The sequence below is a fragment of the Labilithrix sp. genome, assembly GCA_019637155.1.
Taxonomy (GTDB): Bacteria; Myxococcota_A; Polyangia; order Polyangiales; family Polyangiaceae; genus Labilithrix.
In genome coordinates this window covers 85,599-99,046 of sequence record JAHBWE010000010.1, presented here as the reverse complement: position 1 = coordinate 99,046, position 13,448 = coordinate 85,599, and the positions used below count along the sequence as shown (strand labels likewise).

At 70.9% G+C, this 13,448-nt stretch carries 13 protein-coding genes; 6 read left to right on the top strand and 7 right to left on the bottom strand.

The genetic code is table 11. The annotated features are described in order from the left end of the window. Window positions 1–27: 27 nt before the first annotated feature. Together KF837_21920 and KF837_21915 are read right to left on the bottom strand one after the other, a co-directional pair. On the bottom strand, window positions 28–324 hold the full coding sequence (locus KF837_21920; GenBank protein ID MBX3229994.1) for a hypothetical protein: 297 nt from the start codon (window positions 322–324) through the stop codon (window positions 28–30). A 7-nt stretch (window positions 325–331) separates the two neighbouring features. Further along, complete coding sequence (locus KF837_21915) at window positions 332–1,387, bottom strand: PEGA domain-containing protein (protein ID MBX3229993.1); 1,056 nt, start codon at window positions 1,385–1,387, stop codon at window positions 332–334. 389 nt (window positions 1,388–1,776) lie between these two features. Here KF837_21915 and KF837_21910 point away from each other — a divergent pair, with 389 nt between their 5' ends. Continuing rightward, a complete protein-coding gene (locus tag KF837_21910; GenBank protein MBX3229992.1) occupies window positions 1,777–2,763 on the top strand; it encodes a glycosyltransferase in 987 nt (328 codons plus the stop codon). 113 nt (window positions 2,764–2,876) lie between these two features. Here KF837_21910 and KF837_21905 read toward each other — a convergent pair whose 3' ends face one another. The 3 genes from KF837_21905 to mce form a co-directional block, all read right to left on the bottom strand. Then, the gene (locus KF837_21905; protein ID MBX3229991.1) at window positions 2,877–4,826 is read right to left on the bottom strand and encodes a trypsin-like peptidase domain-containing protein; all 1,950 of its coding nucleotides are present in this window, start codon (window positions 4,824–4,826) and stop codon (window positions 2,877–2,879) included. Further along, the gene (locus KF837_21900; GenBank protein ID MBX3229990.1) at window positions 4,823–6,091 is read right to left on the bottom strand and encodes a hypothetical protein; all 1,269 of its coding nucleotides are present in this window, start codon (window positions 6,089–6,091) and stop codon (window positions 4,823–4,825) included. The genes KF837_21905 and KF837_21900 overlap by 4 nt, the downstream gene beginning before the upstream one ends. Before the next feature lie 93 nt (window positions 6,092–6,184). After that, complete coding sequence (gene mce / locus KF837_21895; protein MBX3229989.1) at window positions 6,185–6,601, bottom strand: methylmalonyl-CoA epimerase; 417 nt, start codon at window positions 6,599–6,601, stop codon at window positions 6,185–6,187. A gap of 45 nt (window positions 6,602–6,646) precedes the next feature. On the opposite strand from mce, the gene KF837_21890 reads away from it, so the two are divergent. Together KF837_21890 and KF837_21885 are read left to right on the top strand one after the other, a co-directional pair. Then, window positions 6,647–7,315, top strand: a complete 669-nt coding sequence (locus KF837_21890; protein ID MBX3229988.1) for a hypothetical protein — start codon at window positions 6,647–6,649, stop codon at window positions 7,313–7,315. Window positions 7,316–7,434: 119 nt separating this feature from the next. Further along, window positions 7,435–9,945 (top strand): 1-acyl-sn-glycerol-3-phosphate acyltransferase, encoded by a 2,511-nt coding sequence (locus KF837_21885; protein MBX3229987.1) that lies wholly within the window; start codon window positions 7,435–7,437, stop codon window positions 9,943–9,945. Between the two features lie 12 nt (window positions 9,946–9,957). Here the strand turns inward: KF837_21885 and KF837_21880 are convergent, their stop codons facing one another. Continuing rightward, the gene (locus KF837_21880) at window positions 9,958–10,188 is read right to left on the bottom strand and encodes a hypothetical protein (GenBank protein MBX3229986.1); all 231 of its coding nucleotides are present in this window, start codon (window positions 10,186–10,188) and stop codon (window positions 9,958–9,960) included. A 330-nt stretch (window positions 10,189–10,518) separates the two neighbouring features. Between KF837_21880 and KF837_21875 the strand changes: the two genes are divergently transcribed. Genes KF837_21875 through KF837_21865 form a run of 3 tightly spaced genes read left to right on the top strand, consistent with a single transcriptional unit; the run spans window position 10,519 to window position 12,668 of the window. Beyond that, window positions 10,519–11,229 carry a penicillin-insensitive murein endopeptidase gene (locus KF837_21875; protein MBX3229985.1) on the top strand — a complete coding sequence of 237 codons (711 nt, stop codon included), beginning with the start codon at window positions 10,519–10,521 and terminating at the stop codon, window positions 11,227–11,229. Further along, window positions 11,213–12,100, top strand: coding sequence for a site-specific DNA-methyltransferase (locus KF837_21870; protein ID MBX3229984.1), 888 nt, complete (start codon window positions 11,213–11,215; stop codon window positions 12,098–12,100). Before KF837_21875 ends, KF837_21870 begins: the two co-directional genes overlap by 17 nt. Window positions 12,101–12,107: 7 nt before the next feature. Then, the gene (locus tag KF837_21865; protein MBX3229983.1) at window positions 12,108–12,668 is read left to right on the top strand and encodes a bifunctional precorrin-2 dehydrogenase/sirohydrochlorin ferrochelatase; all 561 of its coding nucleotides are present in this window, start codon (window positions 12,108–12,110) and stop codon (window positions 12,666–12,668) included. A 2-nt stretch (window positions 12,669–12,670) separates the two neighbouring features. Here the strand turns inward: KF837_21865 and KF837_21860 are convergent, their stop codons facing one another. Beyond that, window positions 12,671–13,378 (bottom strand): hypothetical protein, encoded by a 708-nt coding sequence (locus KF837_21860; protein ID MBX3229982.1) that lies wholly within the window; start codon window positions 13,376–13,378, stop codon window positions 12,671–12,673. Between the last annotated feature and the right edge of the window lie 70 nt (window positions 13,379–13,448).

Below are 13,448 nucleotides of genomic sequence, written 5' to 3'. Positions count from 1 at the left end.
CGAGGGGCTGACGCCCCCGGCACCCGCTCAGTCGCCGGAGTCGGCGTCCTCGATGTCGGCGTCCTGCTGCTGCTGCGGGTCGGCGTCGCCTGCGTCGCCGGCGTCGGTCTCGGTCGACGTCTCGGGCACGTCGCCGTCGCCGACGACCGCGCCGTCGCCGACGCCGTCCGCGTCGACGAGGACGCCGGAGTCGATGAAGCCCGCGTCGATCTGCGTGCGATCGAAGTCGACGATGAGCTCGCAGCCGCCGAGGGCGAAGCCCGTCACCATCGTGGAGGTGAGGGCGACGAGCGGGAGGACCTTCTTGATCGTGATCTTCTTCATGATGCGCTCAGAACTGGAAGACGCCGCCGAAGCCGCCGCCATGCTGGTTCACGTAAGGCGCCGGCGTGAACTTCACGAGCGGCTTCTTCTTCGCCGCGGGCGCGGCCGCCGTGCGCGGGAGCTTGGCCTTCGCGCTCGAGGGCGCGTCGTTCGAGAGGAAGAGGACGGCGCTCGTGACGCCGAACGTGATCGCGATGCCGAACATCATGTCGGCGACGAGCGCGTTGTTCTCGCCGTCGTCGGCGCGCTCGGTGGTCGGGTTCTTCTTGAACTCGCTCGAGTCGTTGAGGGCCTTGATGCCGAACACGGTGCCGACGCCGGCCGCGACGATCGCGACGCCGCCGGTGACGTACGCCGGCACCTTGCTGCGCGGCTCGGGCGGCGGAGGCGGCGGGGGCGGCGGCGGAGGCGGCGGCTGCTCGGCGACCACGGGCGGCGGGGGCGGCGGGGGCGCCTTCTTCACGAGCTCGATCTTCACGTCCTGCTTCGACGCGTACGTGACGTCGACGTCGTAGCTGCTGTTCTCGTAGCCCTCCGCGCCGACGAGGAGCTTGTGCTTCCCGGGCGTGAGCGGGATCTCGACCGGCGTGGTCTTCTCGTACGGCGTCTGCGCGCCGTCGAGGACGATGGAGGCGCCCTCGGGCACGGTGATGACGTTCACCGTGCCGGGCGTCGCCTGGATCGCCTCGACGCGCTTCCTCGCCTGCTCGACCTCGTCGTTCATCTTCTTCGCCGCGGTGGCGTCGGCGATGAACTTCTCGTACGCGGCGACGGCCTCGGTGAAGTGCTGGAGGTTGTCGTGCGAGACCGCGACGTAGCGCTGGGTCGCGATGTCGGCCTTCGCCGCGTTCGACGCCTCGAAGTCGGCGAGCGCGCCGGCGTAGTCGCCGGCCTTGAACTTCTTCTCTCCCGACGTGAAGAGGGCCTTCGGATCGGCGGGCTTCTCTGCCGCCGGGGGCGCGGGCGCCGGCTGCGCGGACGCGGGGCTGACGAAGACCAGCGAAGAGACCAGAGCGACCGCGACACCCGTCGCGACTCGCTTGGATTTCCCGAAGATGATCATGGCGGCAACTCTTACACCAACTCGCGCCGCGCTGCGCCAGCTATCTCTTATTCAGCGTCGGGGGCTTTGCCCCCGACACCCCCACCCCAGACACGGCCCTCGCGCGGAGCGCTCGGGGCGCTTCGCGCCCGCTTTCGCGGCCGCTTCTGGGGCCCCCGGCGGCGGGGCGGCAAGACGGTAGCGCGGTAGGGCAGTAGGGCAGCACGGTTGGGCGGTTGGGCGGTTGGGCAGCGCGGTTGGGCGGTTGGGCGGTTGGGCAGTAGGCAGCGCGGTTGGGCGGTTGGGCGGTTGGGCAGTAGGCAGCGCGGTTGGGCGGTTGGGCGGTTGGGCAGTAGGCAGCGCGGTTGGGCGGTTGGGCAGTAGGCAGCGCGGTTGGGCGGTAGGGCGGTATGATTTCGGTTCTTCTTCCTTATCGGAATGCTGTGGGGACGCTCGATGAGGCGATCGGGAGCATTCGGGCGGATCTCGGGGGGGAGGACGAGATGGTGCTCGTCGATGACGGCAGCACGGACGGCGGGGCCGCGATCGCCGCCCGGTACGCCGGCCCACGTGTCATTCAGGTGACAACGCCGGGGGTCGGTATCGCTGCGGCGCTCAACGTCGGGTTGACGCGGTGCCGCGGTCGCTACGTCGCGCGGATGGACGCCGACGACGTCTCGCTCCCCGGCCGCCTCGCTGCGTCGCGCGCTCTGCTCGATCGCGATCCCGCGCTCGCCGTCGCCGCGGTCCGGGTGGAGCTCTTCGGCTCCCCCGCCGCCGGGATGGAGCGCTACGTCGCGTGGCAGAACGGGATCGTCACCGCCGAAGAGCACGCGAGCGCGATCTTCGTCGAGGCGCCGGTTTGTCATCCCGCGACGCTGATCCGGCGCGAGTCGCTCGCCGCGGTCGGCGGCTACCGCGACGGGCACTTCGCGGAGGACTACGACCTGTGGCTCCGCATCGTCGCGGCGGGGATGGGCATCGCGAAGGTCCCCACCGTGCTCTTCCGCTGGCGCATCCACCCCGGCAGCCTGACCTGGAGCCACGCGCGCTACTCCGCCGACGCGCACCGCAAGCTCCGCGCAGGCTACCTCGCCGCGCGCCTCCCCGGCCCGTTCGCGCTCTGGGGCGCGGGCGCCGCCGGCCGCCGCCTCGCGCGCGAGCTCGAGGCGCACGGCCCGCGCCCCGACTTCTTCATCGACATCGATCCGAAGAAGATCGGCCGCACCGCGCGCGCGCGTCCGATCCTCGCCCTCGACGACGGACTCGCCCGCGCTCGCGCCGAAGGCCTCTTCGTCATCGTCGCCCTCGCCGCCCCGGGCGCCCGCGACCTCGCCCGCGCCCGCCTCGCCGCCGGCGGCTTCCGCGAGGGCAGCGACTACCTCTGCGGATGTTGAGTTTTTTTTTCAACGCAGGGGCTGCGCCCCTGCACCCCGCTCGCACGATGCAGAAAAACGTCAGAACGTTTTTCTGCCGCGTGCTCGCTCTGAACGCGAGCTTTGCTGTTTGCCTACTTGGTTGGCTTTTTGGTTGGTTTCTTTGCGGGCTTCTTGGTGGGGGTGGGGTCTGGCGTCGGTGGGGTGAGGTCGAGGCGGAGGAGTTGGTAGCGGCCGTGCTCGCGGCGGAGGACGAGGTCCTTCGTGTCGCCGCCGACGCGGAGGTGGAAGCGGACGCGGTCCATCGTCAGGATGTGCTGCCAGTCGTCGGGCTCGGGGTTGGCGCACGTCTCCCACGGGTTGATGCGCGTGGTCTTCGACTCGAGCATGAGCCGATCGACGATCGCGGCGCGGAGCGCGTCGATCGGCGACTCGAGCAGCATGTCCTCGAGCTCGCGGTCGCGCCCCGCTTGCGTGTTGAACGAGGTGGAGCCCGACTCCGACACCATCGCGAGCGAGATGCGGCGGTAGAGCGTGTGGACGTTCGGCTTCGGCGCGCCGAGCTCGGCGACGACCTCGAGGCACGCCGCGCGCGCGTCTTCTTGCTGCGATTCCGTGTCGACCTTGGCGCCGGCGCGCGCGACGGCGTCGGCGACGAGGGTGGCGGGGACCGACATCGCGACCGCCTCGCGCGATCGGATCTTCAGCGTGTTCACGCCGAGCACGTTGAAGCGCTCGCTCGTCAGCGGTCCGCCGCTGTTGCCCTTGTCGATCGGAGCGGTGTGCTGGATGTACGAGGCGCCGTCCCAGGGATCGACGAAGTGCTGGTTCGAGACGTAGCCGCGCGTCGTCTGGTAGGAGGGTCGCGCGTCGAGGCCGGGGTAGCCCGTCGCGATGACGACCTGATGGTCCTTCGCCGGCTCCGTCTCGAGCGCGAGGCCGTAGCTGACGGTCGGCTTCGACGGCTTGAGGATCGCGATGTCCGCGTTCGGATCGGTGTACGCGATCTGCGCGGGGATGACGGCGCCGTCCGGCATCTGCAGGCTCGCGCTCTCGCCGAAGTCGACGACGTGCCGGTTCGTGACGACGTAGACCTCCCCCTCCCGCGGGACGACGAAGAAGCCGCTCCCGAAGCCGCCGCGCGTCGCGCTCTCGAAGACCGTGCGCCGGAGACCGACCGAGAGCTGCGACCACTCGTCGAGGCGCGCGCGGATGCGACCTTCGGGCAGGACGCGGATGACCACGACCATCTTGCGGAGGTCGGGCTCCTTCGACGTGACCCACTGCGTCCGGCGCACGGCGGTGAGCGGCTTGTCGTCCTTCTCCTTCACGCCGCAGCGGGCGTAGAGCTTGTCGATCGCCTTCGCGATGCCCTCGTTCTTCTCTTCCCCCATCGTCGCCTGGAGCGCCTCGGCCTGCTTCTCTTGCTCCGTGAGCGAGCGCTCGGCCTCCTCGATCTTCTGCACGAGCGTCTTCAGCTTGGCCTGCAGGTCCGGGCTCCTCGGCTCGATCTTCTGGAGATCGCCGCGCGTCTTCGGGAGCGCGGCGGCGGACCAGTCGGCGAGGAGGAGGTTCAGCGCCACCGACGCCGTCGCCGCGCAGTCCGGCTCCTTCGGCTTGCACGGCGCCGAGAACGCCGGGCGGAGACGCTCCACCTCGGCGTAGATCTCGCGCATCTGCTTCGCGTGCGCCTCTTGCGACTTCGTCGCCGCGTCGAACCAGGCGACCGGCGTCGCGAGCGCCTTGTCGGCCGCGTCGACCTCGGTCGTGAGACTCCGGTCGAGCTCCACCGCTCGCTTCAGCTGCGCGCGGAGCTCCGTGTAGCCGGCGATGAGCTTGCGCCCGGTGCGGATCCGAGCGGCGGCGGTGGGGCGCGGGCCATGCTTCGCGAGCGAGTCCGACGCCTGCTCGAGCGCCATCGCGCCGAGGAACAGCTCGTTGCACGCGGCCTCGCTCGCCTGCCCCGCCGGGCCCGCCGGCGCGGACGGCGCGGTGGCCGGCGTCTCCGGCGGCGGCTCGCCTCCCCCGCAACCGACAGCGAGCGCGGCGACGCCCAGCGCCGCGAGCGCTCGCTCCGCTCTCACCGCGCGCCTTCGGCGAAGATGCGATCGTATTTGGCGCCGAACGTCGACCAGCTCGCGAGGCCGTCCGCGTCGAACGTCGCCCTCGTCTCGTTGCCCTTCTCGACGTACGTGACGCTTCCGTCGGCCTGACGCTTCGCGACCGCGACGGCCGGCTTCTCCGCGACCGCGACGAGCGGGATCTTCACCGGCGCCGCCTTCTTCGAGGTCGCCGCCGCCTGCATGCGGCTCATCCACCCCGGCATCATCAGCGACGTCAGCCCCGTCTTCGCGGACATGCGCTTGCTCACGACGTCGAGGCGATCCGCGCCGAGCTTCACGCTCCAGCCCTTCGCGTCGCGCGCCGCCTTCACGTGCACCGTGGTCTCGTTGTTCACGACGTTGTGGAGCCGGATGTCGCTCTCGCCCCCGCGCGCGTTCGCGACCGCGTAGGCCGTGGTGTCGACGCCGTTGATCTTGCCGCCGCTGACGTCGAGCGCGATCTCGGTGCCGAACGTCTTCGTCCCGCCCTTCGGCTCGGCGTACGTCACGAGCTCGTAGTAGCCGATCGTCTTGCCCTCGGACTGCATCTTGTAGATGACGACGCGCTTCGGGGCGGGGCTCGGCGGCGGGTCGAGCGTGAGCGAGCCGAGGACCTCGCTCGCGAAGGCGTGGAAGCGCTTGTCGAAGCCGACGGTGCGGTCCGAGCACGCGAGCGTGAACGCCGCGCTCGAGGTGACGATCACCTTGCGATCGGCGACGAGCGTGCCCGCCTCGTCGTGCACGCTGCCGCGCGCGGAGAGGACGGGGCGGCCGCCGACGACGGACACGTCGAGCGCCGTGACCTCCGTCGTCGTCTTCGCGACGGTGTCGCTCTTCTCGATCCCATCGTCGCCCCAGTCGTGCTCGCCGCGGAGATCGGCGGCGGCGAGGCTCGCGGGGAAGAGGCGCTCGTCGAACGCGGTGCAGTACACCGTCTGCCCCTCGCCGAGCTTCGCCTGGATCGTCGTGTAGAGGATGCCCTTCGTCGGCGACGCGTGCGTCTCGACCTTCGGGGTCTCGACCGCGTGGAGCTTCGTGACGATGCGACCCTCGAGCATGCTGACCTTGTGCTCGTTGCCGGCGAGGGCGGCGTCGCGCTTCAGCGGCGGGACTGCGGCCTCCTTCTTCGCCGGGGCCTCGATCGTCGCGGCGGTCGTGTGCGTCGCGGCGGGGACGACCTCGGCGGAGGCGCACCCCGCGCCGGCGCTCATGAAGGCGACGAAACCAAGCAGCCGTGCTGAGGACATGTCCAGGCCTTCCGTGTAAGGACAGGTAAGTCTTTTCGGCATACGATACGCTTGCCGAAACGCAAGGCGCGACGATGCGTTTTCCTGCGCTTTCTACGGCCCGGCGGCGGCTTCGTGGTCGGGCTCGACCAGCTCGACGAGCACGCCGCCCGTCGCTTTCGGATGCAAAAACGCGACTTTGTGCCCCCTGGCCCCCTTGCGCGGGGTCTCGTCGATGAGCTGGACGCCGAGCGCCTTGAGGGTCGCGAGGGCGCCTTCGATCCCCTCGACCTCGATCGCGATGTGATGGATCCCCGGCCCGCGCTTCTCGAGGAACTTCGCGAGGCCCTCGTTTCCCTTGGGCGAGATGAGCTCGATGCTGGTCTCGCCGATCGGCAGGAGCGTCGCCTCCGTCTTCTGCGACGCGACGACCTCGCGCACGTCCGGCTCGAGGCCGAGGACCTGCTTGTATTTCGCAATCGCTTCATCGGTGTCCGCGACACAGACGGCCACATGGTCGATCTTCTTGATCTTCAGCATGACGCTCCCCCCAGCATAGTTGTAGAGTCCGCCGCCATGAAGGCCCTGAGATTCGCTTCGCTCGCATCGTTCGCCGCCGCCGGCTTCGTCATGTTGTCCACGCTCACCGCGGAGACGGGCTGCAGCTCGGCGCTCGCGCAACCCTTCGAGCAGCTCAAGGGTCAGCCGATCACGATCCATCGCCTCCAGAACTTCGAGCCGCCGCAGGCGCAAGCGCAGCAGCCGGGGCAGTCGCCGATCCCGGGCCTCCAGATCCCGCCGCAGGTCATGCAGTGGGCGCAGGGCGCGGCGCAGATGCTCCCGCCGGGCCTCATCCCGCCGGGCATCCTCCCCGGCTCGACGCCGGTCCCCGCCGCGGCCGACGCGCCGCGCTTCTACAACTTCCGCATCCTCGGCACCGCGCAGGTCGCCGACGCGAAGCTCCGCGAGGAGGTCAACGAGCTCTTCGGCAAGGCGGACAACTTCGAGCCGCCGAAGCAGTCGTGCATGTACGCCGAGTTCGGCTTCCAGATCGGCCAGGCCGGCGCGCCGACGGTGCAGGGCGCGCCGCCCGCGGCCGGCACGCCGGCGGACATCCTCGTCTCGCTCTCCTGCAACCAGGTCGAGCTGAAGACGTACGCCTGGCCGCACGGCGGCAACACCGGCCTCAAGGACGACACGGCGAAGAAGATCATCGAGATCGTCCAGAAGAGCTTCGGCGGCTGAACGCGCACGAGAACCCCGCCCTCGCCTGGGTCTATCGCCGGTTCTTCGAGAACATCGCGGTCGACGAGGCGTGGGCGCGCGAGGTCCACGCGGCGGAGGCGCGCGGCACCGTCGTCTACGTGCTGCGGAACCTCTCCTTCGTCGACTACCTCGCGCTCGACTACCTCACGAAGAAGCTCTCGCTCCCGCGGATCGGGTTCGCGAACGACCTCGGCGTGCTCTCCTCCGTGCTGCCGCGCAGCGAGGCGCAGCACGTCCAGCGGCTCCGTCGCGCGATCGACTCCGGCAGCTCCGCCGCGCTGTTCCTGAAGCGCCCGCCCTCCCTCCTCGAGCCGCAGCTCCGCCGCGGCCGCCGCGAAGGCGACGCGTTCCTCGAGGAGCTGCTCGCTCTTCAGCGGGAGCTTCGCTCGCCGATCCTCCTCGTGCCGCAGGTGTTCGTCTGGACGAAGAGCCAGGACGAGCGGAAGCAGAACGTCGTCGACGCGCTCTTCGGACCGCGCGAGTGGCCGGGGAAGATCCGCACCGTGACGCAGTTCTTGATGAACTACCGCCACGTCACGCTCCGCGCCGGCGAGCCGCTCGACCTCCAGGAGTTCCTCCGCGCCGAGGAGGGCGGCGCGCAGGAGCTCTCGGGGGTCCGGGGCGGCGGAGCGCGTCCAAGCGCGGAGAGGCCTCTCGAACAAGACGCGGTGCTCGTGCGGCGCCTCACCTACGCGCTCCTGCGGCGGCTCGAGCGCGAGCGCCGCGCGGTGGTGGGGCCGACGAAGAAGGCGCCCGATCGGCTGCGCGATCAGGTCGTGCGGAGCCCGCGCCTGCAGAAGGTCATCCGCGACATGGCGGGCGAAGGACAAGAGCAGCGGCGCGTGCTCGGCTTCCGCGCGCTCGCGATGTTGCGCGAGCTCGAGGCGGAGATCGATCCCAACGCCCTCCGCGCGATGGACGCGGCGTTCGATCAGACCGTCGCGCGGATGTACTCCGGCTTCGAGATCGACAAGGAGGGGCTCGAGCGCCTGCGCGCGGCGGCGAAGGACGGCACGCTCGTGCTCCTGCCGAGCCACAAGTCGCACGTCGACTACATCATCCTGACGCGGCTCTTCATGCACGCGAACATGCCGGTGCCGCTCGTGGCCGCGGGCGACAACCTCTCGTTCTTTCCGCTCGGCCCCGTCCTCCGGCGCGGCGGGGCGTTCTTCATCCGCCGCAGCTTCAAGGGCGACCGCCTCTACGGCGCCGTCGTCGACGCGTACATGCGGCGCCTCATCCTCGACGGCTGGCCGCTCGAGTTCTTCCTCGAAGGCGCGCGCTCGCGCACGGGCAAGCTGTTGCCCCCGAAGTTGGGCCTATTGTCCATCGTCGTCGACGCCGTGCTCGGCGCCGCCTCGGAGGGACCGCAGCGGAAGGTGTACTTCTGCCCGATCTCGATCGGCTACGAGCGCGTGGTGGAGGAGCGCGAGTACGTGCGCGAGCTCACCGGCGGCGAGAAGAAGAAGGAGGACGTGCGCGGCCTCTTCGCGGCGGCGGAGACGGCGCTCGGCCGCTACGGCCGCCTCAACGTGCAGTTCGGGGAGCTCGTCACGATCGACGGCGTCATCACGGAGCTCGGCGGCTCCGGCGTCCAGGCGCTCACGCCGGCGCGGCGCCGCGCGCTCGTCACGCGCCTCGCCTACCGCGTGATGAACGAGATCAACCGCGTCACCGCGGTCACGCCGAGCGCGCTCGTCGCCGCCGCGCTCCTGACGCACGGCCGCCGCGGCATCACGCACGAGGACCTCGTCGCGTCGTGCGAGCGCTTCGTCGCGATCCTCAAGGCGGAGGGCGCTCGCTTCACGCCGTCGCTCCGCGTCGTCACCGGCACGAGCTTCGAGCTGCGCGTCGGGGCGATCCAGGAGGCCTGCGAGCTCTTCCAGCGCGCGGGGCACCTCGAGACGCATCGGCCGGGACCGGTCGGGGAGAAGGCGGCCGCGCCGCGGCCGGGACCGGAGGCTATGTACGTCGTGCCCGACGTCGCGCGCCTCTCGCTCGACATCGCGAAGAACCTGCTCGTCCATTTCTTCGTCACGCGCGCGATGCTCGCGACCCCGCTCGTCGCCGCGCCGCAGGGCCTCACCCGCACGCAGCTCGAGGAGAACGCGCAGGCCCTCTCCCGCCTCTTCAAGTACGAGTTCCAGTTCCGCGCCGACGCGACGTTCGAGACGATCTTCGCCGAGACGCTCGCGGCGATGCAGGCGAGCGGCGAGGTCGCCGCGCGCGACGGCACGTTCCTCCTCGCGCCCTCCGGCGAGCCACGCGAGCGCGCGGTGCTGCACGCGCGGATGATCCGGAGCTTCCTCGAGGGCTATCGCGTCGCCGCGCGCGGATGCGCGGCGCTCCTGAAGGGCCCCCTCGCCCCGAAGGACCTCGCGAAGCGCGTGATCGCGACCGGCGAGCGGATGTTCCTCGCCGGCGACATCGCGTACCGCGAGGCGGTGAGCCGCCCCGTCATCGAGAACGCCCTCCTCGCGTTCGCCGAGCAGGGCTACCTCGGCCGCGCGGACGGCAAGTACGTCCTCGCCGAGAGCTACGCGAGCGCCGACGCGGTGAAGGTCATCGAAGGCCGCGTCGCGGCGTGGCTGCCGAGCCCCACGCTTTGAGCTGACGCGCCGTCAGCAGAGGCGGCGCTTGCGGTCGATGCGGTCGAGGCTCTGGAGCTCGTCGACGAGGCCCGCCGCCATCGCGCGGGCGATGCGTGTAGAATGCACGGAGCGGTCCGGATCGTTGACGGAGGAGGTCTCCTCGAGGAGCTCCTCGACCTCTCGCGCGAGGCGAAGCGCGCGCTCGAGCGGCGACTCCTCTTCCCTACGCGTATAAACGACCCGCGGACCCTCGAGCGCCATGCAGCCTCCGTTACGACGGCAGTTGTGTAGCCCCGTTCCGGTATCGCGCAAGGAACTTCTCTCTCAACCAACGTCGGGGGCTCTGCCCCCGACACCCCCGCCCCAGACACGGCCCTCGCGCGGAGCGCTCGGGGCGCTTCGCGCCCGCTTTCGCGGCCGCTTCTGGGGCCCCGGGGTGACTTGGAGGACTTGCCGAGATTGTTCGAGTTCGGTAGCGAATGGGGGGTGCGGTGGGTCGTTGCTCTTGCGTTTGGGTTGGTGGGGTGTGGGAGGACGCCGTCGCCGCTCGTGCCGCAGTTCTCGGGGTCGATCGGGACCTGCAACCGGGGGGTGCTGACGGGGTCGGCCGAGCTCCCGCGCTCCGGGGAAGGGTTCAAGTGGCTCCGCAACGACGACCATCACCACGGGGTCCCGCGGTTCGTCGCCGCGATCGAGCGCGCGGCCGGATCGGTGGCGCGGCAGCGGCCCGGCGCGATGCTGTCCGTCGGCGACATCTCGGCGCTCCACGGCGGCATGCTCATGCCGCACCTCTCGCATCGGAGCGGTCGCGACGCGGACCTCCTCCTCTACTGGACCACGCTCGACGGCGCGCCGGTCGAGACGCCGGGATGGATCCGGATGCAGGCCGACGGCCTCGCGTGGGACGAGAAAGGGAAGCGCTTCCTCCGCTTCGACGTCGAGCGGACGTGGCTCCTCGTGAAGGCCCTCCTCGAGGACCCGGAGGCGCGCGTGCAGTGGGTGTTCGCGAACCGGAAGGTCAACGCGCTCCTCGTCGAGTGGGCGCGGGCACGCGGCGACTCGAACGCGACGATCGCGCGCGCGATCGACGTGATGCTCGAGCCCCGGCCCGGCGGGCCGCACGACGATCACGTGCACGTCCGCACCGCGTGCACGGCGGCGGAGATCATCGCCGGCTGCGAGCCCACCGGTCCGCCGCGGCCGTGGCTCCTCGCGCTCGACGACGCGTTCGAGCTGCCGAGCGACCACGAGCTCGCGACCGCGCTCTTCCAGCCGTACCGGAGCGATGGGGCGAAGCGCTGAGAACGCGCTCGTCCACGCCGACGCGCGCGACCTCGGACGCTTCGTCGCCGCCGGCTCCGCCGACCTCGCGTACCTCGATCCGCCCTTCAAGGTCGAGAAGACCTTCGGCGCGCGCGTCGCGCGGGGGACCTCGCGCGCGAAGGGGCCCGTCGCGTACGACGACACGTGGCCGTCGCTCGAGGCATACCTCGCGTGGCTCGAGGAGCGCGTCGCGATCGTGCGGGCGCTCCTGTCGCCGCGCGGCACGATGTGGCTCCACCTCGATCAGCGCGCGGTCCACGAGGCGAAGGTCGTCTGCGATCGCGTCTTCGGCGCGCGCTCGTTTCGCGGTGAGGTGATCTGGGTCCCCGGCAACGGGAGCAAGAGCCGGACCGGTCCGGGGATGGGCCACCAGACGCTGCTCCTCTACGCGCGCGGCAAGGAGCCGATCTGGAACGCGAAGGATCCCGCCCTCCGCGCGCCGTTCGCGGCGACGAGCCAGGCGATGCACTTCAACAACGTCGACGCGGACGGTCGCCGCTACCGCGATCGCACGGTGGGTGGGAAGACGTATCGCTACTACGCCGACGAGGGGCGCGCGCTCGGCAGCGTGTGGACCGACTGCCCCTCGATGAGCGCGAACACGCCGCTCCGCGCGGAGACGACGGGGTACCCGACCCAGAAGCCGCTCAAGCTGCTCGATCGCATCGTGCGGGCGTCGAGCGCGCCGCGATCGCTCGTCGTCGATCCGTTCTGTGGATCCGGCACCACGCTCGTCGCCGCCTCGAGCGCGGGGCGGCGCTTCGCCGGCGCGGACGTCGGCGCGCTCGCGATCGCGACGACGCGCGCTCGCCTCGACGCGGCTCGCATCTCGTACGCGATGCGTTCATGATCGCGGGATGAGCCTCTTCCCGCTCTTTCTCCGCCTCGACGGGAGAGACGTCCTCGTCGTCGGCGCCGGCGCGGTCGCCGAGCGGAAGATCGAGGACCTCGCCGCCGCCGGCGCGCGCGTGCGCGTCGTCGCGAAGACGGCGACGCCCGCCGTGCACGCGATGAGCGCCGAGGGCGCGTGCACGCTCTCGCTCCGCGCGTTCGAGGCGCGCGACGTCGGCGCGGCCTGGCTCGTCGTCGCGGCGACGGCGGACGCGGCGACGCAGAAGGAGGTCTGCGACCTCGCCGCCGCGGCGCGCATCTTCGCCGTCGCGATCGACGATCCTCCGAATGGCTCCGCGATCTCGGCCAGCGTCGTCCGGCGCGGGCCCTTCACCGTCGCGATCTCGTCGTCGGGCGAGGCGCCCGCGCTGTCGCGGCTCCTGCGCGAGGTGCTCGAGCAGGCCCTCCCCGCCGACGACTGGATCGAGGCTGCCCGCGCGCTCCGCGAGCGATGGAAACGCGAAGGCACCCCGATGGCCTCACGCTTCCCGGAGCTCGTCCGCGCGTTCAAGGAGCGCGCGCGGTAGTTTCAGTCTTCGAAGAGCGTCACGCGCCACGGGTGGGGTTCGCCGTCGGCCGAGCGGACCTCGATGAAGTACGGCTGATCGCGACGGAACGGGAGCGTCGGCGTGGTCGCGAGGTTCAATGGCGCCGCGTCGCCGACGCTGACGAAGAGCTGGACGGCGCCGTGGTACTGGATCTCGAACCTCGTCGCCGTCGAGCTGATGCGGAACGTGAGGAAGTCGCTCTCGCTCACCACGCCGGCATCGGCATCGGCGTCCGGCGCGCCTGCGTCGGCGTCGCTCGCGTCGACGGCGTCCGCGTCCGCGGTGTCGCCGGCATCGTCGGGCCCGGCATCTCCCGCGTCGTCGGTCCCAGCGTCTGCGGTGTCGGGCGGCGGGGCGGCGACGATGCGGACGATCCCGCAGCGCGAGCCGGTGAGCGTGTTCGCGGTCGCCTTCGTGTCGTTCGGCTCGACCTCGAGCTGTCCGTTCGCGACGCAGGGGATCGAGGTTCCGCCGACGTCGAAGACGATCGCGTCCTCGGGTCCGGCGTCGCGATCGCCGATCGGACGGATCCCGCTGTCGTGGACGAACGGCGCGTCGGTCGGATCGTTCGGTCCCGTCGCATCGCGCGGCGCCGTATCGAGCGCCACGTCGCTGCCCGCGTCGACGACCGAGGCCGCCCCAGCGCCATCGTCATCCCCACACGCCGCCCACACGAAGACGCTCGCCATCGCCCCCCCGACGAACACCACACGCCCCAGCCTCCACATCCAGAGAGAATGCCACGCACCACCACCACCA